We start from the raw sequence: 16,655 nt of genomic DNA, 5'->3' as shown, positions 1-16,655 counted from the left end.
CTCCCCCCCACCCCGCCTTCGACAGTCTTCTGCGGTCTGTTGAAACGGCTCTTGGGGTCAGATCCGTTTTCCGCAGGAAAACGGATCTGACCCCAGATGCATTTCCATATCTGACAGATTTCATCCACGCATGGAGTGGATCTACCGTGTCGACCAAGGTCGACACCTACCAACAGCCATCGGAATCTGTCAGAGGCGGGGCGGTGTGGGCAGGCAGGACCGTTGGCGCCATGGATGGCGCCATCGAGCCCCCATGGGTGAGGGCGCTTTGCTTGCGAAGCACTGCTTCGCAAGCGCCCGAACGCCCAGCCGCCAGCGGCTGGGCCGGACCGCGGAGCGGGATTTACGGCGTGTCCTGCGCAGCCCCCTCTCCCCCTCCAGACCGATAGCAAGCACGCGCCGGAAGAACCCCCCGATGAACCGTCCCAACAGGACGACCCACCCCCCGGTCGGGTACGATGCTCGCCCCCCGTTCGGGACGCTGTACGCAATGAGCAAGAACAACGAAAAGGCCGCCCCGCAGGGCGACGTGACCCAGGACCAGGCCGAGGATGCCGTGCGCACCCTGCTGCGCTGGGCCGGTGAGGACCCGTCCCGCGAAGGCCTGCTGGATACCCCCCGCCGTGTCGCCGAAGCCTATGGCGACTGGTTCAGCGGTTACCGCGATGACCCGCGCGCCTACATGGAGCGCACCTTCGAGGAAGTGGCCGGCTATGACGAACTCATCGTCCTGCGCGACATCGAGTACGAAAGCCACTGCGAACACCACATGGCGCCGATCATCGGCCGCGTGCATGTCGGCTACCTGCCGGCCGGCAAGGTGGTGGGCATCAGCAAGCTGGCCCGCGTCGTCGAAGCCTACGCCCGCCGTTTCCAGGTGCAGGAGAAGATGACCGCGCAGATCGCCCAGTGCATCCAGGATGTGCTGCAGCCGATCGGCGTCGGCGTGGTCGTCGAGGGCGCCCACGAATGCATGACCACCCGCGGCATCCACAAGCGCGGCGTCAGCATGGTCACCTCCAAGATGCTGGGCAGCTTCCGCGACGACGCGCGTACCCGCGCCGAGTTCCTGCGCTTCATCGAAGTGGGCGGCAAGCGCTGAGCCGCTTGACCGCACTCCGCCGGCCTCTGCGGGCCGGCATGCCCACGGCTGCCCGCGCGGCCGCCGCGGGCGGCTGCTCGTCCCCGCCAGCCCTCATGACTCCTTTCGCTGCATGAAGCACCGCGAACGCATCTCCCGTTACCGCCATCTGCGCGAACAGCCCCAGTGGAAGCTGCTTGCCGCCGACCACGCCCCGGAAATCATCGGCCTGCTGCAGGGGCTGCTGATGGACGGCGAGCGCACGCTGCCGTCGTCGGTGCTCAACGAGCGCCTGCAGCGTGCGCTGGATCAGCTCAACGGCGACGAACTGTCGCGCGAGCTGCCGCGTACCGCGCAGGCCTATATCGCACACTGGCTGGCCCAGGGCTGGCTGGAACGCCGCCTGCCCGACGGTGCCGACCAGGAGCAGTACGAGCTGTCGACCGCGGCACTGCAGGCGATCCGATTCGCCGACGGCCTCGAGCAGGCCCGTGTGGCCGCCACCGAAAGCCGCCTGGCGCTGGTCATCGAACAGCTCTCGCAGCTGGCCGCGCAGACCGAATCCGATCCGGACGCCCGCCTGTCGGCGCTGCGCGACGAGCGCGACCGGATCGACGCCGAGATTGCCCGTGTCGGCGCCGGCCGTGTGATCGCGCTGGACGGCAAGCGCGCGCTGGAACGTGCGCGCCAGATCATCGGCCTGGCCGACGAGCTGACCGAGGACTTCCGCCGCGTGCGCGACGACTTCGAGCAGCTCAACCGCGAGTTCCGCGAACGCATCATCGACGACGAGGGCGAGCGCGGCGATGTGCTGTCGCAGCTGTTCGAAGGCGTGGACGTGATCGGCGAAAGTGACGCCGGGCGCAGCTTCCAGGCCTTCTGGCGCCTGCTCAACGACGCCGAGCAGAGCGCCCAGCTCGATGCCGCACTGGAAGCGGTGCTGGCGCGCGGCTTCGCCCGCCGCCTGGACCGCAACGAACGCAACTTCCTGCGCGGTTTCACCAGCACCATGCTCGAGCGCGGTGGCCAGGTGCACGATGTGCTGCAGAACTTCGCGCGCAGCCTGCGCGGCTTCGTGCAGAGTCGTGGCTACCTGGAACAGCGTCGCCTCAACCAGCTGCTCAAGCAGGCGCAGTCCGAAGCGCTCGCTCTGCGCGACGAGTTCCCCGCACAACGCGGCATCGGCCGCGACCTGCAGCTGACCACCAGCCGCCTGCGCTCGTGGTCGCAATGGAAACTGCACGATCCGCGCAGCGCCCAGGTCGATGGCAACGTCGAATACAACGACGCAGCCGCGATCAGCCTGGAAAGCGTCGGCGATCTGGTCGCCTCGTCCGAAATCGATTTCCGCACCCTGCGCCGCGACCTGCACGACCTGCTCGATGCACAGCCGCGTCTCAGCATCGCCCAGGCCCTGTCGCAGCGCGAAGCGCCGCAGGGTCTTGGCAGCGTCATCGGCTACCTGTCGCTGGGCACGCGCTTCGGCAACGTGGTCGCCGGCGAGCAGGAGCTTGCGCAATGGCGTGGTGGCGACGGCCAGATCCGTCGCGCCCGCATCCCGCTGGTTTGGTTCACCCAGGAGAGACGCCATGAGCTGGCATGAAGATCCCATCGACGCACCGCAGGCCGACGTGGCGGAAGACGCCTACGAGGCCGAGCCGGTGGCGGCCGTGGCGCAGCCCCGCCGTGGCAACGACGTGTACTACCTCGGCGATACCGGGCGCCTGCCGCTGGATGCGCGTCGTGCGCTGTGCCAGCTGCTGATCGGCCCCAGCATCGACCAGCTGCGCCACGCCAAGCTGTGGCCGGCGCTGATCCGCAGCGAGGCGGCCATCCGCTCATCGCTGGCCGACCTGTTCCTGGAACTGGTGCTCGACCGCGACAGTGGCGTGGCGTTCACCCGCCAGGCCGATACCGAAGACGTCGATGCGCCGGTGCTGCTGCGCACCTCCCCGCTGACCTTCATCGACTCGGTGCTGCTGCTGTACCTGCGCCAGCAGCTGGCCGAGGCCGATGCGCGCGGCAACCGCGCGGTGGTCGCCGACGCCGAGATGGCCGAAGCGCTGGCCATCTACGAAAAGAACCTGTCCACCGACCGCGCCGGCTTCAACCGTCGCGTCGCATCGGCGGTGCAGAAGATGAAGGACAACCACATCCTGACCCGCCTCAGCGGCCAGGAAGACCGCCACGAAGTCTCGCCGGCGCTGAAGCTGCTGTTCTCCGCCGAAGACGTGTCCCAGCTTTCGGCGGTCTACCGCCAGCTGCGTGAAACCCCGGCCGCCGAGGCCTGAGAGACCCGACCATCGCATGGCTATCTCCAAGCACACTCCCGCCCTGTTCAACGAAGGCCTGCCGGACCCGCGCCTGCAGCAGTTCCGCATGCGCCGCCTGCAGGTGCACAACTGGGGCACCTTCAACGGCCTGACCGAAGTACCGATCGCCGAACGCGGCTTCCTGTTCGTCGGCCGCTCCGGCTCGGGCAAGTCGACCCTGCTCGATGCCATGTCCGCGCTGCTGACGCCACCGGCCATCGTCGACTTCAACGCCGCTGCACGTGAAGCCGAGCGCAGTGGCCGCGACCGCAACCTGGTGTCCTACGTGCGCGGCGCGTGGGCCGACCAGCAGGACAGCGGCACCGGCGAAATCGCCACCCAGTACCTGCGCAAGGGCGCGACCTGGACCGCACTGGTGCTGGAATACCGCGCCGGCGATGGCCGCGTGGTCAGCCTGGTGCGCCTGCTGTGGATCTCCGGCAATGGCACCTCGGCCGGCGATGTGCGCAAGCACTACATGATCGCCGAGCGCCCGTTCGACATCGCCAAGGACCTCGGCGGTTTCGACCTGGACCTGCGCAAGCTGAAGCAGAAGCTGCCCGACCTGCACCACTTCGACACCTTCTCCGGCTACGCCGAGCGCTTCCGCGACCTGCTCGGCATCGACAACGAGATGGCGCTGCGCCTGCTGCACAAGACGCAGTCGGCGAAGAACCTGGGCGACCTCAACGTCTTCCTGCGCGACTTCATGCTCGACACGCCGAAGACCTTCGACGCCGCCGAGCGCCTGGTCAGCGACTTCGCCGAGCTTGATGGCGCGCACCAGGCGGTGGTCACCGCCCGCCGCCAGGTGGAAACCCTGTTGCCGGCCCGCGCCTACTACAACGACCTGAAGGAAATGCACCGCCGTCGTGGCGACGACGAAGCGCTGAAGCTGGGTGTCGACAGCTTCCGCGAAAGCCGGCGCCAGGCGCTGATCGAAGCGCGCCTGCGCGAGATGGACGTGCGTGACCGCGGCCTGCTTGGCGAAGAAGCCCAGCGCCGTGCCGCGCTCGACAACCACACCGAGCGCCTGGCCGAACTGGAGCTGCAGCGCCGCCAGCAGGGCGGTGAGCGCATCGAGGAACTGGAACGCGAGCAGGGTCGTGCCGAAGCTGAGCGCGATCGCCGTCAGGCCAAGCGCGAGCAGGCACGCCAGGCGGCGCAGCAGCTGGGGGCCGAACTGCCGGACGACGCCCATGGCTTCGCCGAACTGGTCGAGCGCGCACAGAACGAGCTGCAGGACCGCCAGCGTGCCTCCTCGGCACTGGACGACGCGATCAGTGACCGCCTGGGCGGTAAGCGCGATGACGAGCGCCGCTTCGGCGAGGTCCGTGCCGAACTCGAAGCGATGCAGCGCACGCCCTCCAACATCCCGGCGCCGATGCAGAAGCTGCGCGCGCGCCTGGCCGAGGAAACCGGCATCGCCGAGGCGGCACTGCCCTTCGTCGGCGAACTGATCCAGGTCCGCTCGGAAGAGCAGGGCTGGCAGGGTGCCATCGAGCGCGTGCTGGGTGGCTTCGCGCTGTCGCTGCTGGTCGACGACAAGCACTACAACGACGTCGCCGAATGGGTGAACCGTACCCACCTTGGCATGCGCTTCACCTACTACCGCGTGCGCCGCAACGATGATGCATTCGCCCGTGAGCCGTCGGCGAAGTCGCTGCTGCACAAGCTTGAACTGCGCGAGCATGTGTTCGAAAGCTGGCTGCGCCGCGAGCTGGGCAAGCGCTTCGACTACGAATGCGTGGATGCCAAGCAGCTGCGCAACGTCGACCGCGGCATCACCCGCGAAGGCCAGGTCAAGCATCCCGGCGACCGTTTCGAGAAGGACGACCGCAGTGCGGTGGGCGACCGCCGTCGCTGGATCCTCGGCTTCAACAACCACGACAAGGTGGGCGCCTTCGAGCGCGAAGCACAGGAGCTGGCCAAGCGCATCGCCAGCTGCGAGACCGACATCGCGCGCCTGCGCGGGCAGCGTGACCGCGACAACGAACGCCGCCTGGCCTGCCACGAGCTGGTCAGCATCAGCTGGAACGAGATCGACATCGCCGCTCCGCAGCAGCGCCTGAGCGATATCGAAGCCACCCTGCGCGACCTGCGCGAAGGCAACGCCGATCTCGCCAAGCTGGCCAAGCAGATCGACGCCGTGCGCGCCGACATCGAGCAGTCCCGCCGCACCTATGAAGACGTCCGCGTCGAGCGCGGCCAGCTGGTCAAGGAACGTGATCGCCTTGACCGCGCACGCCAGCAGAGCCGCGCACTGGTGCTGCCGAGCCTGGCCCAGGAGCAGGAAGCCGGCCTCGCCGAGCGCCTGCAGGAACAGGGGCCGCTCAGCCTGGAAACGCTCGAAGCGCACATGCGCCAGGTCAGCAACGCGCTGAACGAGCAGTTGTCGTCCTCGCAGCAGGACCTCAACCGCATCGAGAACCAGCTGATCGGCTGCTTCCGTCGCTTCATCCAGCAGTGGCCAGAGGAGTCGGGCGACTTCACCGTGTCGGTGGCCTCGGCCGAGGACTTCCTCGCACGCCTCGAACGGCTGGAACGCGACGGCCTGCCACAGCACGAAGAGCGCTTCTTCGACCTGCTACAGAACCAGAGCAAGAACAACCTGCTGGCCCTGCAGCGCCACAGCGCAGAGGCCCGCAAGTCGATCGGCCAGCGCCTGGACGAGGTGAACGCCAGCCTGGAGCAGGTGCCGTTCAACCGTGGCACGCTGCTGACCATCGAACTGAGCGACCGCCGCCTGCCGGAGGTCGCTGAGTTCCACCTGCAGCTGCGCGAGGTTCTGTCGCAGCAGCAGACCGAGCAGCGCGAGCTGGCCGAGTCGCAGTTCACCGTGCTGCGCCAGCTGGTCAACCGCCTCGGCTCGCAGGAAGGCGAGGACAAGCGCTGGCGCGAGCTGGTGCTGGACGTGCGCATGCACGTGGAGTTCATCGGCGTCGAGCTGGATGCGGAAACGCGCCAGCAGGTCGAGATCTACCGCAGCGGCGCCGGCAAGTCCGGTGGCCAGCGTCAGAAGCTGGCCACTACCTGCCTGGCGGCTGCGCTGCGCTACCAGCTCGGCGGCGCCGACAGCCAGCTGCCCAGTTACGCGGCGGTCGTGCTCGACGAGGCCTTCGACAAGGCCGACAACGAGTTCACCGCGCTGGCGATGAACATCTTCGACAACTTCGGCTTCCAGATGGTGGTCGCCACCCCGCTGAAGTCGGTGATGACGCTGGAGCCGTTCATCGGTGGCGCCTGCTTCGTCGAAATCAGCGGCCGCCACGACTCCGGCGTACTGCTGATCGAGTACGACGAAGAGGGCAAGCGCCTGAAGCTGCCGGAGCGCAGCCGCCAGCAGGCCAACGAACCGGAAGAAGCCGAGGCCTGACCCGGCCGATTGAAGGGGAATGCCGGCCAGCGGCCGGCACTACCCAGGGGCGGGGTTCATGATCCGGTAGTGCCGGCCGCTGGCCGGCAACACTCCGCGCCCAGGCATTCCGTAGACCCGAGCCATGCTCGGCTGCTCTTCGCGACCGGAAACGGCGTGCCAACCAAGGTTGGCACCTACCGGGTCATGACGCGCATTCACGCAGCGCGGAACGTATCCCACGCCATCCGCGCGATCAGCACCACCACCAGCCCCACGAACAGCTTGCGGATGAACGGCGTGCCGCCCTTCAGTGCCAGGCGCGTGCCCACCACCGAACCGATGATGTTGGCTGCGGCCATTGGCAGCGCGAACAGCCACAGGATGTTGCCGGTCGGCACGAAGAACGAGATCGCTGCCACGTTGGTCGCCAGGTTCACGACCTTCGACGCCGCTGACGCGCGCAGGAAATCCAGCCCGAAGAAGCGCACGAACAGGAAGATCAGGAAACTGCCGGTGCCTGGCCCGAAGAAGCCGTCGTAGAAGCCGATCGCCGCACCGATCGCCAGCGCGATCACCAGTTCGCGGCGGCCGATCTCCTGCGGCCGGTGCAACGCGCCGAAGTCCTTCTTCCACAGCGTGTAGGCCAGCATCGCGACCAGCAGCACCAGCACCAGCGGCCGTACAGCATCCTTCGGCAACAGGCTGACGGCCGTGGCCCCGGCAAAGGAAAAGATGAAAGCGGTGCCGGCCGCGAACAGCACCGGCTTCCACGGGAAGCGCACATTGCGCGCATAGCGCCAGGCAGCCGCACCGGTACCGAACATCGAACTGAACTTGTTGGTACCAAACAGCATCGCCGGCGTCTGCTGTGGCAGCACCGTGAACAGGCCGGGCAGCTGTACCAGGCCGCCGCCGCCCACGGCAGCATCCACCAGACCGGCGATGAAGGCGATCACCACCAGCCACCACAACTCAGGGGGAACCAGTTCCAGCACGGCGATCAATCAATGTGGGGGCGCGACAGCATACGCCTGTCCTGATCCGGGCGACTGCCGCCGCGCGTGGATCAATTACTGCAACCCGGCGACAATGCCGGCATGAGCCGAAAATCCGCCGATCCCTGCCCCTGTGGCCTTCCCGCCGATTATCCGGTCTGCTGTGGCCGTTTCCATGCCGGCGAGGCCGCGCCCGATGCCGAGCGCCTGATGCGTTCGCGTTACAGCGCCTATGTGAGGGGCCTGGCCGGCTACCTGCGCCACACCTGGCACCCGGACACGCGTCCGGCCGAGCTGTCGCTGGACGACGCACCAGGCCAGCGCACCCATTGGCTGGGCCTGACCGTGCACGACCACACGGTCACCGGCGCAGACAGTGCTGAAGTGCGCTTCACCGCGCGCTACCGCATCGGCGGCGGCAGCGCGGTGAGAATGACCGAGCACAGCCGATTCCGGTGCATCGACGGCCGCTGGTATTACCTCGACGCGGTCTGAGCCCTACGCACTGGATGCAGCCAGCAGGCGCTGGCCGCCGTGCGCGCGGACCTGGTTGCGACCTCCGTCCTTGGCCATGTACAGCGCCTGGTCGGCGGCCTTGAGCACTGCCGTCGGTCGCGGATCCACGCGGCTGTCGGCCAGCCCGATACTCACCGTCACCTGCACCACCTGGCCGGTGCCGCCGCGTCCGCGCTGCTGACGGCCGGCTTCGTCGTCACGGCTGCGGGTGCTGCGGTCGCGCAGCTGCATGCGGGTGTCCTCGATGCTCTGCCGCAGTGCTTCGACGGCCTCGATGCAGGCCGCCGCCGGGCGGTCCAGGAACACCACCGCGAATTCCTCGCCGCCATAGCGGAACGCTCGGCCACCGTCGCCGACACGCGCCAGCCGCGACCCCACCAGGCGCAGCACGTCATCGCCGGTATCGTGGCCGTGGGTGTCGTTGAACGACTTGAAGTGGTCCACGTCCACCATCGCGATGCTGTAGGTGCCGCGCGCCCGCTGCAGGGTCTCGTTGAACGCCCGTCGCCCGGGCAGGCCGGTCAGCTCATCGCAGAAGGCCATGTGGAAGGATTCCTGCAGCATCGCGCCCAGCATCAACAGCAGGGCGGCGCTGCTCAGCGCCGGCAGCAGTACCGGCTGCAGGAAGATCCGCGGCAGCATCCACCACAGGCACAGCAGGGCCAGCAGCATCGCCGTGTGCAGTGGCCGCGGATGCCGCCACGCCTGCCAGCCCAGCGCTGCGGTCGCCAGCAGGAACAGCAGCGCCGGCAGCTGCGCCAGCGCATTCCAGTCGGCGGGAATCCAGGCCCAGTGACGGCTCGACAGCAGATCGTGCATGCCCTGCGGCTGTTGTGCCGCAAGCAGCAGGAAGATCACCAGGGCCGCGCCGCAGACCACGCTGCGCAGCAGCAGGTCCTGGCGTCGGCGTCCGCGTTCAGGCCACAGTGCCAGCCCGGCAAACAGCAGCGGCACCCAGGCCGAGATTGCGTGGAAGCGCAACGGAGTCAAGGCGCCGACATGGCCGCTGCGCAGGTAGCCCCCGACGTCCCGGTGCAGCAGGGCGAACACCACCGCCACCACCAGCAGCAGGCACAACGTGCGTACCTGGTGGTAGAGCAGGGCCAGGCCTGCGCCGAGGCAGGCCAGCAGCCAGGGCAGGATGCGTTGGGCCGGGCTGGCCACATCCTCGGTGCCCAGTGCCATCCACAGCACCAGCACGACCAGCACGGCGGGCAGCACGAACAGGTAATGCGCAGGCTGGCGGAGTGGATGCAGGGGCACGCAGGAAGTCCAGTGCGGTGACGATGCGGCCGCAACACTGCCGTTAGCGGCGTCCTCCCCCGCTTCTTGAACACGCGCTTTTTGAAAGGGTATGCCCGCAACCATGTGAATGGGGCAGTGTGCCGCCATGACGTCGCACTCACCGCACTGCGCCGATGCTGTAGGCATGGACAGCGTACCCACCGCCGTCGCTGCCCCGCAGCACGACCTCGCCCACCACTTCGCACATGTGCGTGCCCGCAGCCTGCAGTTGGCCGCACCGCTCAGTGCAGAGGACGCCATGCTGCAGAGCATGGCCGACGCCAGTCCCAGCAAGTGGCACCTGGCCCATACCACCTGGTTCTTCGAACGCTTCGTGCTGGCAGGATTCGCCAGCGCGCCGGCGCATGACCCAGCCTGGGACTATCTTTTCAACAGCTACTACAAAAGCATCGGTCCAGCGCACGCGCGGCCGCAACGCGGCCTGTTGTCGCGGCCCTCGCTGCAGCAGGTGCGCGACTATCGCCAGCAGGTCGATGCACAGGTGCAATCGCGACTGGCGGCGGGTGACCTCGACGCGCAGGCGCTGCACCACCTGCAGTTGGGCCTGCAGCACGAACAGCAGCACCAGGAACTGCTGTTGACCGACATCAAGCATGCGTTCTGGTGCAATCCGTTGCAGCCGGCCTACCGCGAGGACCTGCAGCCTGCCCCCAGCGCTGCCAGTGCGCAGGGCTGGACCGAATCACCCGAACGCATCGTCACCATTGGCGCCGCAGCCTGGCCGCAGCATGCCGCCTTCGCCTACGACAACGAATCGCCGGCGCATCGCGTGCTGCTCCCCGCACACGCACTGGCAGAGCGTCCCGTCAGCAATGGCGAGTACCTCGCCTTCATCGAGGCTGGCGGCTACCGCGAGCCGCGCTGGTGGCTCAGCGAAGGCTGGGCGTTGCGCGAAACCGAGGGCTGGCAGCACCCGCTGTACTGGGACGATGCCCTGCAGCGCGAGTACACCCTCGGCGGTTGGCGAGAGCTGGACCCGCATGCGCCGGTCTGCCACCTCAGCTATTACGAGGCCGATGCCTGCGCCCGCTGGGCGGGTGCGCGCCTGCCCAGCGAGTTCGAGTGGGAAGCCGCCGCTGCGACGCAGCCCCTGCGTGGCCATTTTGCCGACGACGATCAGCTGCACCCTCGGGCGGGGCAGGGCAGTGGGCTGCGGCAGCTGTTCGGCGACGTATGGGAATGGACCCACAGCGCGTATGGCGCCTATCCGGGCTTTCGCCCTTTCGCCGGCAACCTCGGTGAGTACAACGGCAAGTTCATGTGCGGGCAATGGGTGCTGCGCGGTGGCAGCTGCGCCACGCCGCGTGGCCACGTGCGTGCCAGCTACCGTAACTTCTTCATGCCCCCGGCACGTTGGCAGTTCTCCGGGCTGCGCCTGGCCAGGGATCTCGCATGAGTACGGTGCAGGACGCGCTGCAGGCGCTGACCGATCTCACTCCCGGCCGCCAGCAGATCCTTGCCGACGTGGTGGCCGGGCTGTTGCGCACGCCCCGCCAGCTGCCGTCCAAGTACTTCTACGATGCACGCGGCTCGCGCCTGTTCGAGCAGATCACGCATACGCCAGAGTACTACCCCACGCGCACCGAGCTGGCCCTGCTTTCACGGGTACTGCCGGACATCGCCCGAAGCGTCGGGCCGCACCTGCACGTTGTGGAACTGGGCAGCGGCAGTGGCCGCAAGACCGCGTTGCTGCTGGCCGCCCTGCACGACCCGGTGGCCTACACGCCGATTGAAATCTCACGTGCCGCGCTGCTGTCCAGCATCGACCATCTGGCCCCGGCGCTGCCCGAGGTGGAGATGCTGCCGGTCTGTGCCGACTTTACCCGTCCCGTCGCCATACCCATGCCCGAACGCGAACCCGCGCGACGGCTGCTGTTCTTCCCGGGTTCCACGCTGGGCAACTTTGAAGGCGAGGACGCGGTCGCGCTGCTGCGCGCGATGCGCCAGACCATGGGGCATGATGGCCTGGCCCTGGTCGGCATCGACCTGCACAAGGACCCGGCGTTGATCGAGGCGGCCTACAACGATGCGCAGGGCGTCACCGCCGCATTCACCCTCAACCTGCTGGCCCGCCTGAACCGCGAGATCGGCAGCGACTTCGATCTCGATGGCTTCCGTCATCGTGCACGCTACAGCACCGCGCGGTTGCGCATCGAGACCGATCTGGTCAGCCAGCGGGCACAGGACGTCCACCTGGATGGCCGCATTTTCCACTTCGCCGCCGGTGAACCCATTCGCGTCGAGTACAGCCACAAGTACACCGAGGACAGCTTCGACGCGCTGTTGCGGCAGGCGGGCCTGCAGGTGGCGCAGCGATGGGATGCCGAAAGCCCCGCCTATGGCCTGCGCCTGCTGCGCCGCGCCTGAGGTGGTGGCCAGCCGGTGCCCCTTCAGGTTCGGCAGCACCGCTGCCCCTAAGATGGCCGTGCAACGGCAACACGGAGGACGCCATGCCTGTTCTGACCACGCTCGGCCTGGCGGCCGCCCTTGTGTCGACCCCGGCGCTGCCTGCGGCTTCCGCCGCCAGCACCGATCCGGCGTTCAGCCGCTGCTTGGCGGGCCTGCAGGCCACCGCCGCGACCCAGGGCATCGGCGCTGACCGCTTCAACGAGATCACCGCCGGGCTCACCCCGGACCCCAGCGTGCTCGGCCTGCTCGATGCACAGCCCGAATTCACCACGCCGATCTGGGACTACCTGGCCGCGCTGGTCGATCGCCAGCGCGTGGCTGATGGTCGCGCCCTGCTGCAGCAGCACCGCGACCTGCTCGATCGCGTGTCGGCCCAGTATGGCGTCGATCCGGCCACCATCGTCGCGGTCTGGGGCGTGGAGAGCGACTACGGCCGCGTGTTCGGCAAGCGCCCGCTGCTGCAGTCATTGGCCACGCTGTCGTGCGCCGGCCGCCGCCAACCTTTCTTCCGCGGTGAGCTGCTGGCGCTGCTCAAGCTGATCGACCGCGGCGACCTGCAGGCACAGGGGCTCACCGGCTCCTGGGCCGGTGCCTTCGGGCACACCCAGTTCATGCCCAGCACCTATGCACGCATCGCCGTGGACGGTGATGGCGATGGCCGCCGCGATCTGGTCGGCAGCATTCCCGATGCACTGGCCTCCACCGCCAACTACCTCAAGCGTGCCGGTTGGCGCAGTGGCGAACCATGGGGCATGGAGGTGCATGTGCCCGCCGGCTTCAACGCCAGCCAGGCCGGCCGCACCCAGCGTCGTGCCCTGGCCGATTGGCGCGCGCAGGGCGTGACCGCGCTGGATGGCAGCACGTTGGCTCCGGCCAACCTGCCGGCGGATGCGCGCGCCGCCCTGCTGCTGCCGGCCGGCAACAAGGGCCCTGCGTTGCTGGTGTTCCGCAACTACGACGCGATCTACAGCTACAACGCTGCCGAAAGCTATGCGCTGGCGATCGCGACGCTTGCCGACCAGCTGCGCGGCGGCAACGGGCTGGCTACCGCCTGGCCGACCGACGATCCAGGCCTGGGCCGCGATGAGCGTCGCCAGCTGCAGACCCTGCTGCTGGCCCGCGGCCACGACATCGGTGCCGCCGACGGCATGATCGGTACCGCCACGCGTCGCGCGATCCAGGCCGAGCAGCAGCGCCTGGGCTGGAGCGAGGTGGACGGCCGCGCAGGCCAGCGCATCCTGCGCACGCTGCAGGAAGAGGCGGCCGCCATCGCACCCGCTGGGCAGAATGCCTTGCCGGCGGCACGTTGACCGCGACATCATCGCCGCGGTCTTCAAGGAGCGTCATCGCATGCAGTCGAATCCGGACATCAGCACCGGCCTGTATCACGGCCTGGAGGCCTGGCAGGTGCGAACCGCCAATGCCACAGCGGTCGTGAGTGTGTTTGGTGGCCAGCTGCTGTCGTTCATTCCCGATGGGCAGCCCGATCTGTTCTGGCTTTCGCCCACGCGCGCCGAGCTGCCCACGCCCATCCGCGGTGGCGTCCCGGTGTGCTGGCCGTGGTTCGGCCGCCAGGGCCAGAGTGCCGATGTACCGGCGCATGGCCTGGTACGTACCGCGCGCTGGGAGCTTCTTCAGGCCACCCAGAGCGATGATGGCGAGGTCGAGCTGCAGTTGGCACCTGCGCCCTGCGCCGATCCCGGCCTGCGCCTGCAGATGCAGCTGCGCATCGGCCGCCAGCTGCGCCAGCAGCTCGTCACCGAGAACACCGGAACCTCGCCGGTGACCTTCACCCAGGCCCTGCACAGCTACTTCCGGGTCGGCGATGCCACTTGTGTCGAGGTCGATGGCCTCGACGGCCTGCAGTACCTGGACAAGTACGAGGACGGCGCGCAGCTGCGCCAGCAGCAGGGGCCCTGGTCACTGCGTGACCCGCGCGATCCGGGGCGCAGCGACCGCATCTATACCGGTGCCGGCGGCCACTACGTGCTTCGCGATCCCGTCCTGCAGCGGCGGATCGAGATCCGCAGCGAAGGCAGCCAGACCCTGGTGGCCTGGAACCCCGGCATGGAGGCAGCGGCGAAGATGGCCGATGTCGGCGACGGTTGGCACGATTACGTGTGCCTGGAAGTGGCCAACGCCGGGCCAGAGCAGATTACGCTTGCGGCGGGTGCGCGCCATCAACTGGTGCAGACCCTGGGCAGTACCGCGCTGTAGGCGCTGGCAGCGGTTCCAGTTTGTCGAGGCAGGTAGCAGGGACGGAAAACATGCAGGAAGCACAATGGTGGTACGCCAATGGCAGGCAGAGCAGTGGGCCGGTCGATCTGGCCGGTCTTCGCCAGCGGCAGCGGGAAGGGACGGTTACGGCGCGCACCCTGCTCTGGTGCGAAGGCATGCCCTCATGGCGGCCGTTGGCCGAACTGGAGCAGGCTTCCACCCCCATCGAGGTGGGTCCGGCCCCGGATATCGACGCAGCCCCTGCAGTTGAGGGCATTGCGCCGAATGTCGGCGATCCGTCCGATCCGTATCGAGCCCCCGCCGCTGCACCGGACAGGGCTGCCGCCGCGGGGCTGGAGGGCGAGAGGGCCTTGTACGCCAGCGTGGTCGGCGGCAACTTCCCGATCTATCGCCAGCGCTGGCGGCTGGATCAGGGCATTGCCACGGGCAGTGGCACCTGGCACTGGCCGGCCTTCCTGCTCGGCCCGATCTGGATGATGTACCGCAAAATGTACCGCCTGGCGGCAATGTGGGTCGGCCTGCTGCTGCTGATCAGCGTGGTGGAGACCATGCTGGATGTGCCCGAAGGCGTGTCGCTGGTCATCACCATCGCGCTCAGCGTCACCACCGGCACCTTTGGCAACACCTGGTACCTGGCACACTGCCAGCGCCTGATCGCCCAGGCCCGTGCCGTCAGCGGCGGCGATGACGCACGGCTGCACAGCGAGCTGACCGCACGCGGCGGCACCAGCGTGGTCGCTACACTGGCCGCCATCGTCATCTCGGTGGTGTTGAGCACCATCGGCGCCGCACTGGCAGGGTAGGGCAGGTCAGCGGCCCTGACGGGGCCGCAGCACCAGCAGGGACAGCGCACCGGCCACCAAGCCCCAGAACGCCGAACCGATCCCGGCCAGGGAGACCCCCGAGGCGGTGACCAGGAAGGTGACCAGTGCCGCCTCGCGGTCCCGCTCTACCGCCAGCGCACTGGCCAGGCTGTTGGCGATGGTGCCGAACAGCGCGATACCGGCCACGCACGCCACCAGCTCCCTGGGGAAGGCCGCGAACAGTGCGGCCACGGTGGCGCCGAACAGTCCGATGATGATGTAGAAGGCACCTGCCGCCATGGCGGCGGTATAGCGTCGTGCCGGGTCCTCATGTGCATCACGGCCCATGCAGATCGCGGCGGTGATTGCCGCCAGGTTCAGCGCGTAGGCACCGAACGGCGCCAGCAAGGTATTGACCACGCCGATCCAGCCGATCAGCGGCGACACCGGCGCGTCATAGCCGGAGGCACGCATCACTGCCACACCGGGAATGTTCTGCGAGGCCATGGTGACCACGAACAGGGGCAGGGCGATGCCGGCTACCGCAGTCCAGGACAGGGATGGGGTCACCCATTGCGGCATCGCCAGTTGCAGCTGCACCTGCTGTGCGTGCAGCAGGCCACGGCTGGCTGCGACCGCGATGCCGACCAGCAGTGTGGCGATCACCGCATAGCGCGGGAACAGGCGGCGTCCCGCCAGCCAGGTGGCGAACATTGCCAGTGCCAGTACCAGCTGGGAATTCATGGCCACGAACACGTCCAGACCGAAGCGCAGCAGCACGCCGGCCAGCATGCCGGCGGCCAGCGCCATCGGCACCCGCTGCATCAATCGTGCGAACACCCCGGAGAAGCCTGCCAGCATGCCAAGCACTGCGGCGAGCAGGAATGCACCGGTGGCCTCGGCGAGCGAGGCGCCACCGGCACCGACCACCAGCATCGCCGCGCCCGGTGTCGACCATGCGGTCACCACCGGCACGCGATAGCGCAGCGACAGCCCGATGCAGGTGACACCCATGCCCAGTCCCAGTGCCCACATCCATGAGGCGATCTGTGCCTGGTCGGCACCGACAGCCTGTGCGGCCTGGAACACGATCACGGCTGAGCTGGCGAAGCCAACCAGCACCGTAATGAAGCCAGCGACGATGGCCGGCATCGAAAGATCGCGCCACCACGCGCGCCGCACCTGCATGCTCATTGCTCTGTCTCCACTGTGCATCCTTGCATTGATAGGGGTTGCGGCGTTGACCGCGCAACGCGCGGGCAACGCCGCCGCGATCTTCGAGCGTACGTCATGCGTGATGTCGCGATGCTTCTGTCATCACCGTGCAAAAAAAAGCCTTGACGAAATCTGCAGGATCTCTAGAATTCGCCCCTTGCTGCAGCGCATCGCTTCCCCGGAAACGACACGCGAACAGCGACGCCACCACCGACGAACGCGTTGATCGAACGAAGGTGTTGACGGACTCGAAAAGTCCGGCATAATAGGCGGCTCGCAACGACGAAAGGTCCTCGGGCCCAACGACGAAGCAGCATCGGCAACAACGTCCACTCCGGTGAGACAACCTTGAAAAAAGGTGTTGACGAAGCGGAAAAGCCGGCTATAATGGGCGGCTCGCTTCGAAGGAAACTTCGCGGCATA

General features: G+C 67.8%; 13 protein-coding genes. 10 read left to right on the top strand and 3 right to left on the bottom strand.

From position 1 onward, the window contains the following. Positions 1–490 precede the first annotated feature (490 nt). From folE to A7X97_RS17300, 4 genes are all read left to right on the top strand, one after another. Complete coding sequence (gene folE / locus A7X97_RS17315; protein ID WP_004141296.1) at positions 491–1,102, top strand: GTP cyclohydrolase I FolE; 612 nt, start codon at positions 491–493, stop codon at positions 1,100–1,102. A gap of 112 nt (positions 1,103–1,214) precedes the next feature. After that, positions 1,215–2,684, top strand: coding sequence for a DUF3375 domain-containing protein (locus A7X97_RS17310; RefSeq protein ID WP_072168749.1), 1,470 nt, complete (start codon positions 1,215–1,217; stop codon positions 2,682–2,684). Beyond that, positions 2,671–3,372 (top strand): DUF4194 domain-containing protein, encoded by a 702-nt coding sequence (locus tag A7X97_RS17305; protein ID WP_005421303.1) that lies wholly within the window; start codon positions 2,671–2,673, stop codon positions 3,370–3,372. The genes A7X97_RS17310 and A7X97_RS17305 overlap by 14 nt, the downstream gene beginning before the upstream one ends. A 16-nt stretch (positions 3,373–3,388) precedes the next feature. Continuing rightward, positions 3,389–6,769, top strand: coding sequence for an ATP-binding protein (locus tag A7X97_RS17300; protein ID WP_053496750.1), 3,381 nt, complete (start codon positions 3,389–3,391; stop codon positions 6,767–6,769). 197 nt (positions 6,770–6,966) lie between these two features. Here A7X97_RS17300 and A7X97_RS17295 read toward each other — a convergent pair whose 3' ends face one another. Further along, positions 6,967–7,746 carry a sulfite exporter TauE/SafE family protein gene (locus A7X97_RS17295; RefSeq protein WP_005411690.1) on the bottom strand — a complete coding sequence of 260 codons (780 nt, stop codon included), beginning with the start codon at positions 7,744–7,746 and terminating at the stop codon, positions 6,967–6,969. Positions 7,747–7,848: 102 nt separating this feature from the next. Here A7X97_RS17295 and A7X97_RS17290 point away from each other — a divergent pair, with 102 nt between their 5' ends. Next, on the top strand, positions 7,849–8,241 hold the full coding sequence (locus A7X97_RS17290; protein ID WP_072168748.1) for a YchJ family metal-binding protein: 393 nt from the start codon (positions 7,849–7,851) through the stop codon (positions 8,239–8,241). A gap of 3 nt (positions 8,242–8,244) precedes the next feature. Here the strand turns inward: A7X97_RS17290 and A7X97_RS17285 are convergent, their stop codons facing one another. Next, positions 8,245–9,525, bottom strand: coding sequence for a GGDEF domain-containing protein (locus tag A7X97_RS17285; protein WP_072168747.1), 1,281 nt, complete (start codon positions 9,523–9,525; stop codon positions 8,245–8,247). A 166-nt stretch (positions 9,526–9,691) separates the two neighbouring features. On the opposite strand from A7X97_RS17285, the gene egtB reads away from it, so the two are divergent. The 5 genes from egtB to A7X97_RS17260 all read left to right on the top strand — a co-directional run bounded on the left by egtB (position 9,692) and on the right by A7X97_RS17260 (position 15,017). Further along, a complete protein-coding gene (gene egtB, locus A7X97_RS17280; protein ID WP_072168746.1) occupies positions 9,692–10,963 on the top strand; it encodes an ergothioneine biosynthesis protein EgtB in 1,272 nt (423 codons plus the stop codon). After that, on the top strand, positions 10,960–11,934 hold the full coding sequence (egtD, locus tag A7X97_RS17275) for an L-histidine N(alpha)-methyltransferase (protein WP_111008239.1): 975 nt from the start codon (positions 10,960–10,962) through the stop codon (positions 11,932–11,934). Before egtB ends, egtD begins: the two co-directional genes overlap by 4 nt. An 83-nt stretch (positions 11,935–12,017) precedes the next feature. After that, a complete protein-coding gene (locus A7X97_RS17270) occupies positions 12,018–13,286 on the top strand; it encodes a lytic murein transglycosylase (protein WP_088497537.1) in 1,269 nt (422 codons plus the stop codon). A 40-nt stretch (positions 13,287–13,326) separates the two neighbouring features. Beyond that, positions 13,327–14,193 (top strand): D-hexose-6-phosphate mutarotase, encoded by an 867-nt coding sequence (locus A7X97_RS17265; protein WP_072168784.1) that lies wholly within the window; start codon positions 13,327–13,329, stop codon positions 14,191–14,193. A gap of 50 nt (positions 14,194–14,243) precedes the next feature. Next, the gene (locus A7X97_RS17260) at positions 14,244–15,017 is read left to right on the top strand and encodes a DUF2628 domain-containing protein (RefSeq protein ID WP_088497538.1); all 774 of its coding nucleotides are present in this window, start codon (positions 14,244–14,246) and stop codon (positions 15,015–15,017) included. Positions 15,018–15,023: 6 nt separating this feature from the next. On the opposite strand, the gene A7X97_RS17255 is transcribed toward A7X97_RS17260, so the two are convergent. After that, positions 15,024–16,211, bottom strand: a complete 1,188-nt coding sequence (locus A7X97_RS17255) for a benzoate/H(+) symporter BenE family transporter (RefSeq protein WP_072168742.1) — start codon at positions 16,209–16,211, stop codon at positions 15,024–15,026. Positions 16,212–16,655: the final 444 nt, after the last annotated feature.

Origin of the sequence: Stenotrophomonas sepilia (genome assembly GCF_003244875.1) — a bacterium.
GTDB classification, from domain to species: Bacteria; Pseudomonadota; Gammaproteobacteria; order Xanthomonadales; family Xanthomonadaceae; genus Stenotrophomonas; species Stenotrophomonas sepilia.
Note: the sequence above shows the minus strand (reverse complement) of the source record. Positions and strands in the feature narration are given on the sequence as shown.

What these genes read in the sequence shown, in the direction of transcription:
- A7X97_RS17270 (WP_088497537.1), top strand. Translation starts at nt 12,018, where the DNA reads ATGCCTGTTCTGACCACGCTCGGCCTGGCGGCCGCCCTTGTGTCGACC.
- A7X97_RS17300 (WP_053496750.1), top strand. Translation starts at nt 3,389, where the DNA reads ATGGCTATCTCCAAGCACACTCCCGCCCTGTTCAACGAAGGCCTGCCG.
- A7X97_RS17255 (WP_072168742.1), bottom strand. Translation starts at nt 16,211, where the DNA reads ATGAGCATGCAGGTGCGGCGCGCGTGGTGGCGCGATCTTTCGATGCCG.
- A7X97_RS17265 (WP_072168784.1), top strand. Translation starts at nt 13,327, where the DNA reads ATGCAGTCGAATCCGGACATCAGCACCGGCCTGTATCACGGCCTGGAG.
- A7X97_RS17305 (WP_005421303.1), top strand. Translation starts at nt 2,671, where the DNA reads ATGAGCTGGCATGAAGATCCCATCGACGCACCGCAGGCCGACGTGGCG.
- egtB (WP_072168746.1), top strand. Translation starts at nt 9,692, where the DNA reads ATGGACAGCGTACCCACCGCCGTCGCTGCCCCGCAGCACGACCTCGCC.
- A7X97_RS17310 (WP_072168749.1), top strand. Translation starts at nt 1,215, where the DNA reads ATGAAGCACCGCGAACGCATCTCCCGTTACCGCCATCTGCGCGAACAG.
- folE (WP_004141296.1), top strand. Translation starts at nt 491, where the DNA reads ATGAGCAAGAACAACGAAAAGGCCGCCCCGCAGGGCGACGTGACCCAG.
- A7X97_RS17260 (WP_088497538.1), top strand. Translation starts at nt 14,244, where the DNA reads ATGCAGGAAGCACAATGGTGGTACGCCAATGGCAGGCAGAGCAGTGGG.
- egtD (WP_111008239.1), top strand. Translation starts at nt 10,960, where the DNA reads ATGAGTACGGTGCAGGACGCGCTGCAGGCGCTGACCGATCTCACTCCC.
- A7X97_RS17290 (WP_072168748.1), top strand. Translation starts at nt 7,849, where the DNA reads ATGAGCCGAAAATCCGCCGATCCCTGCCCCTGTGGCCTTCCCGCCGAT.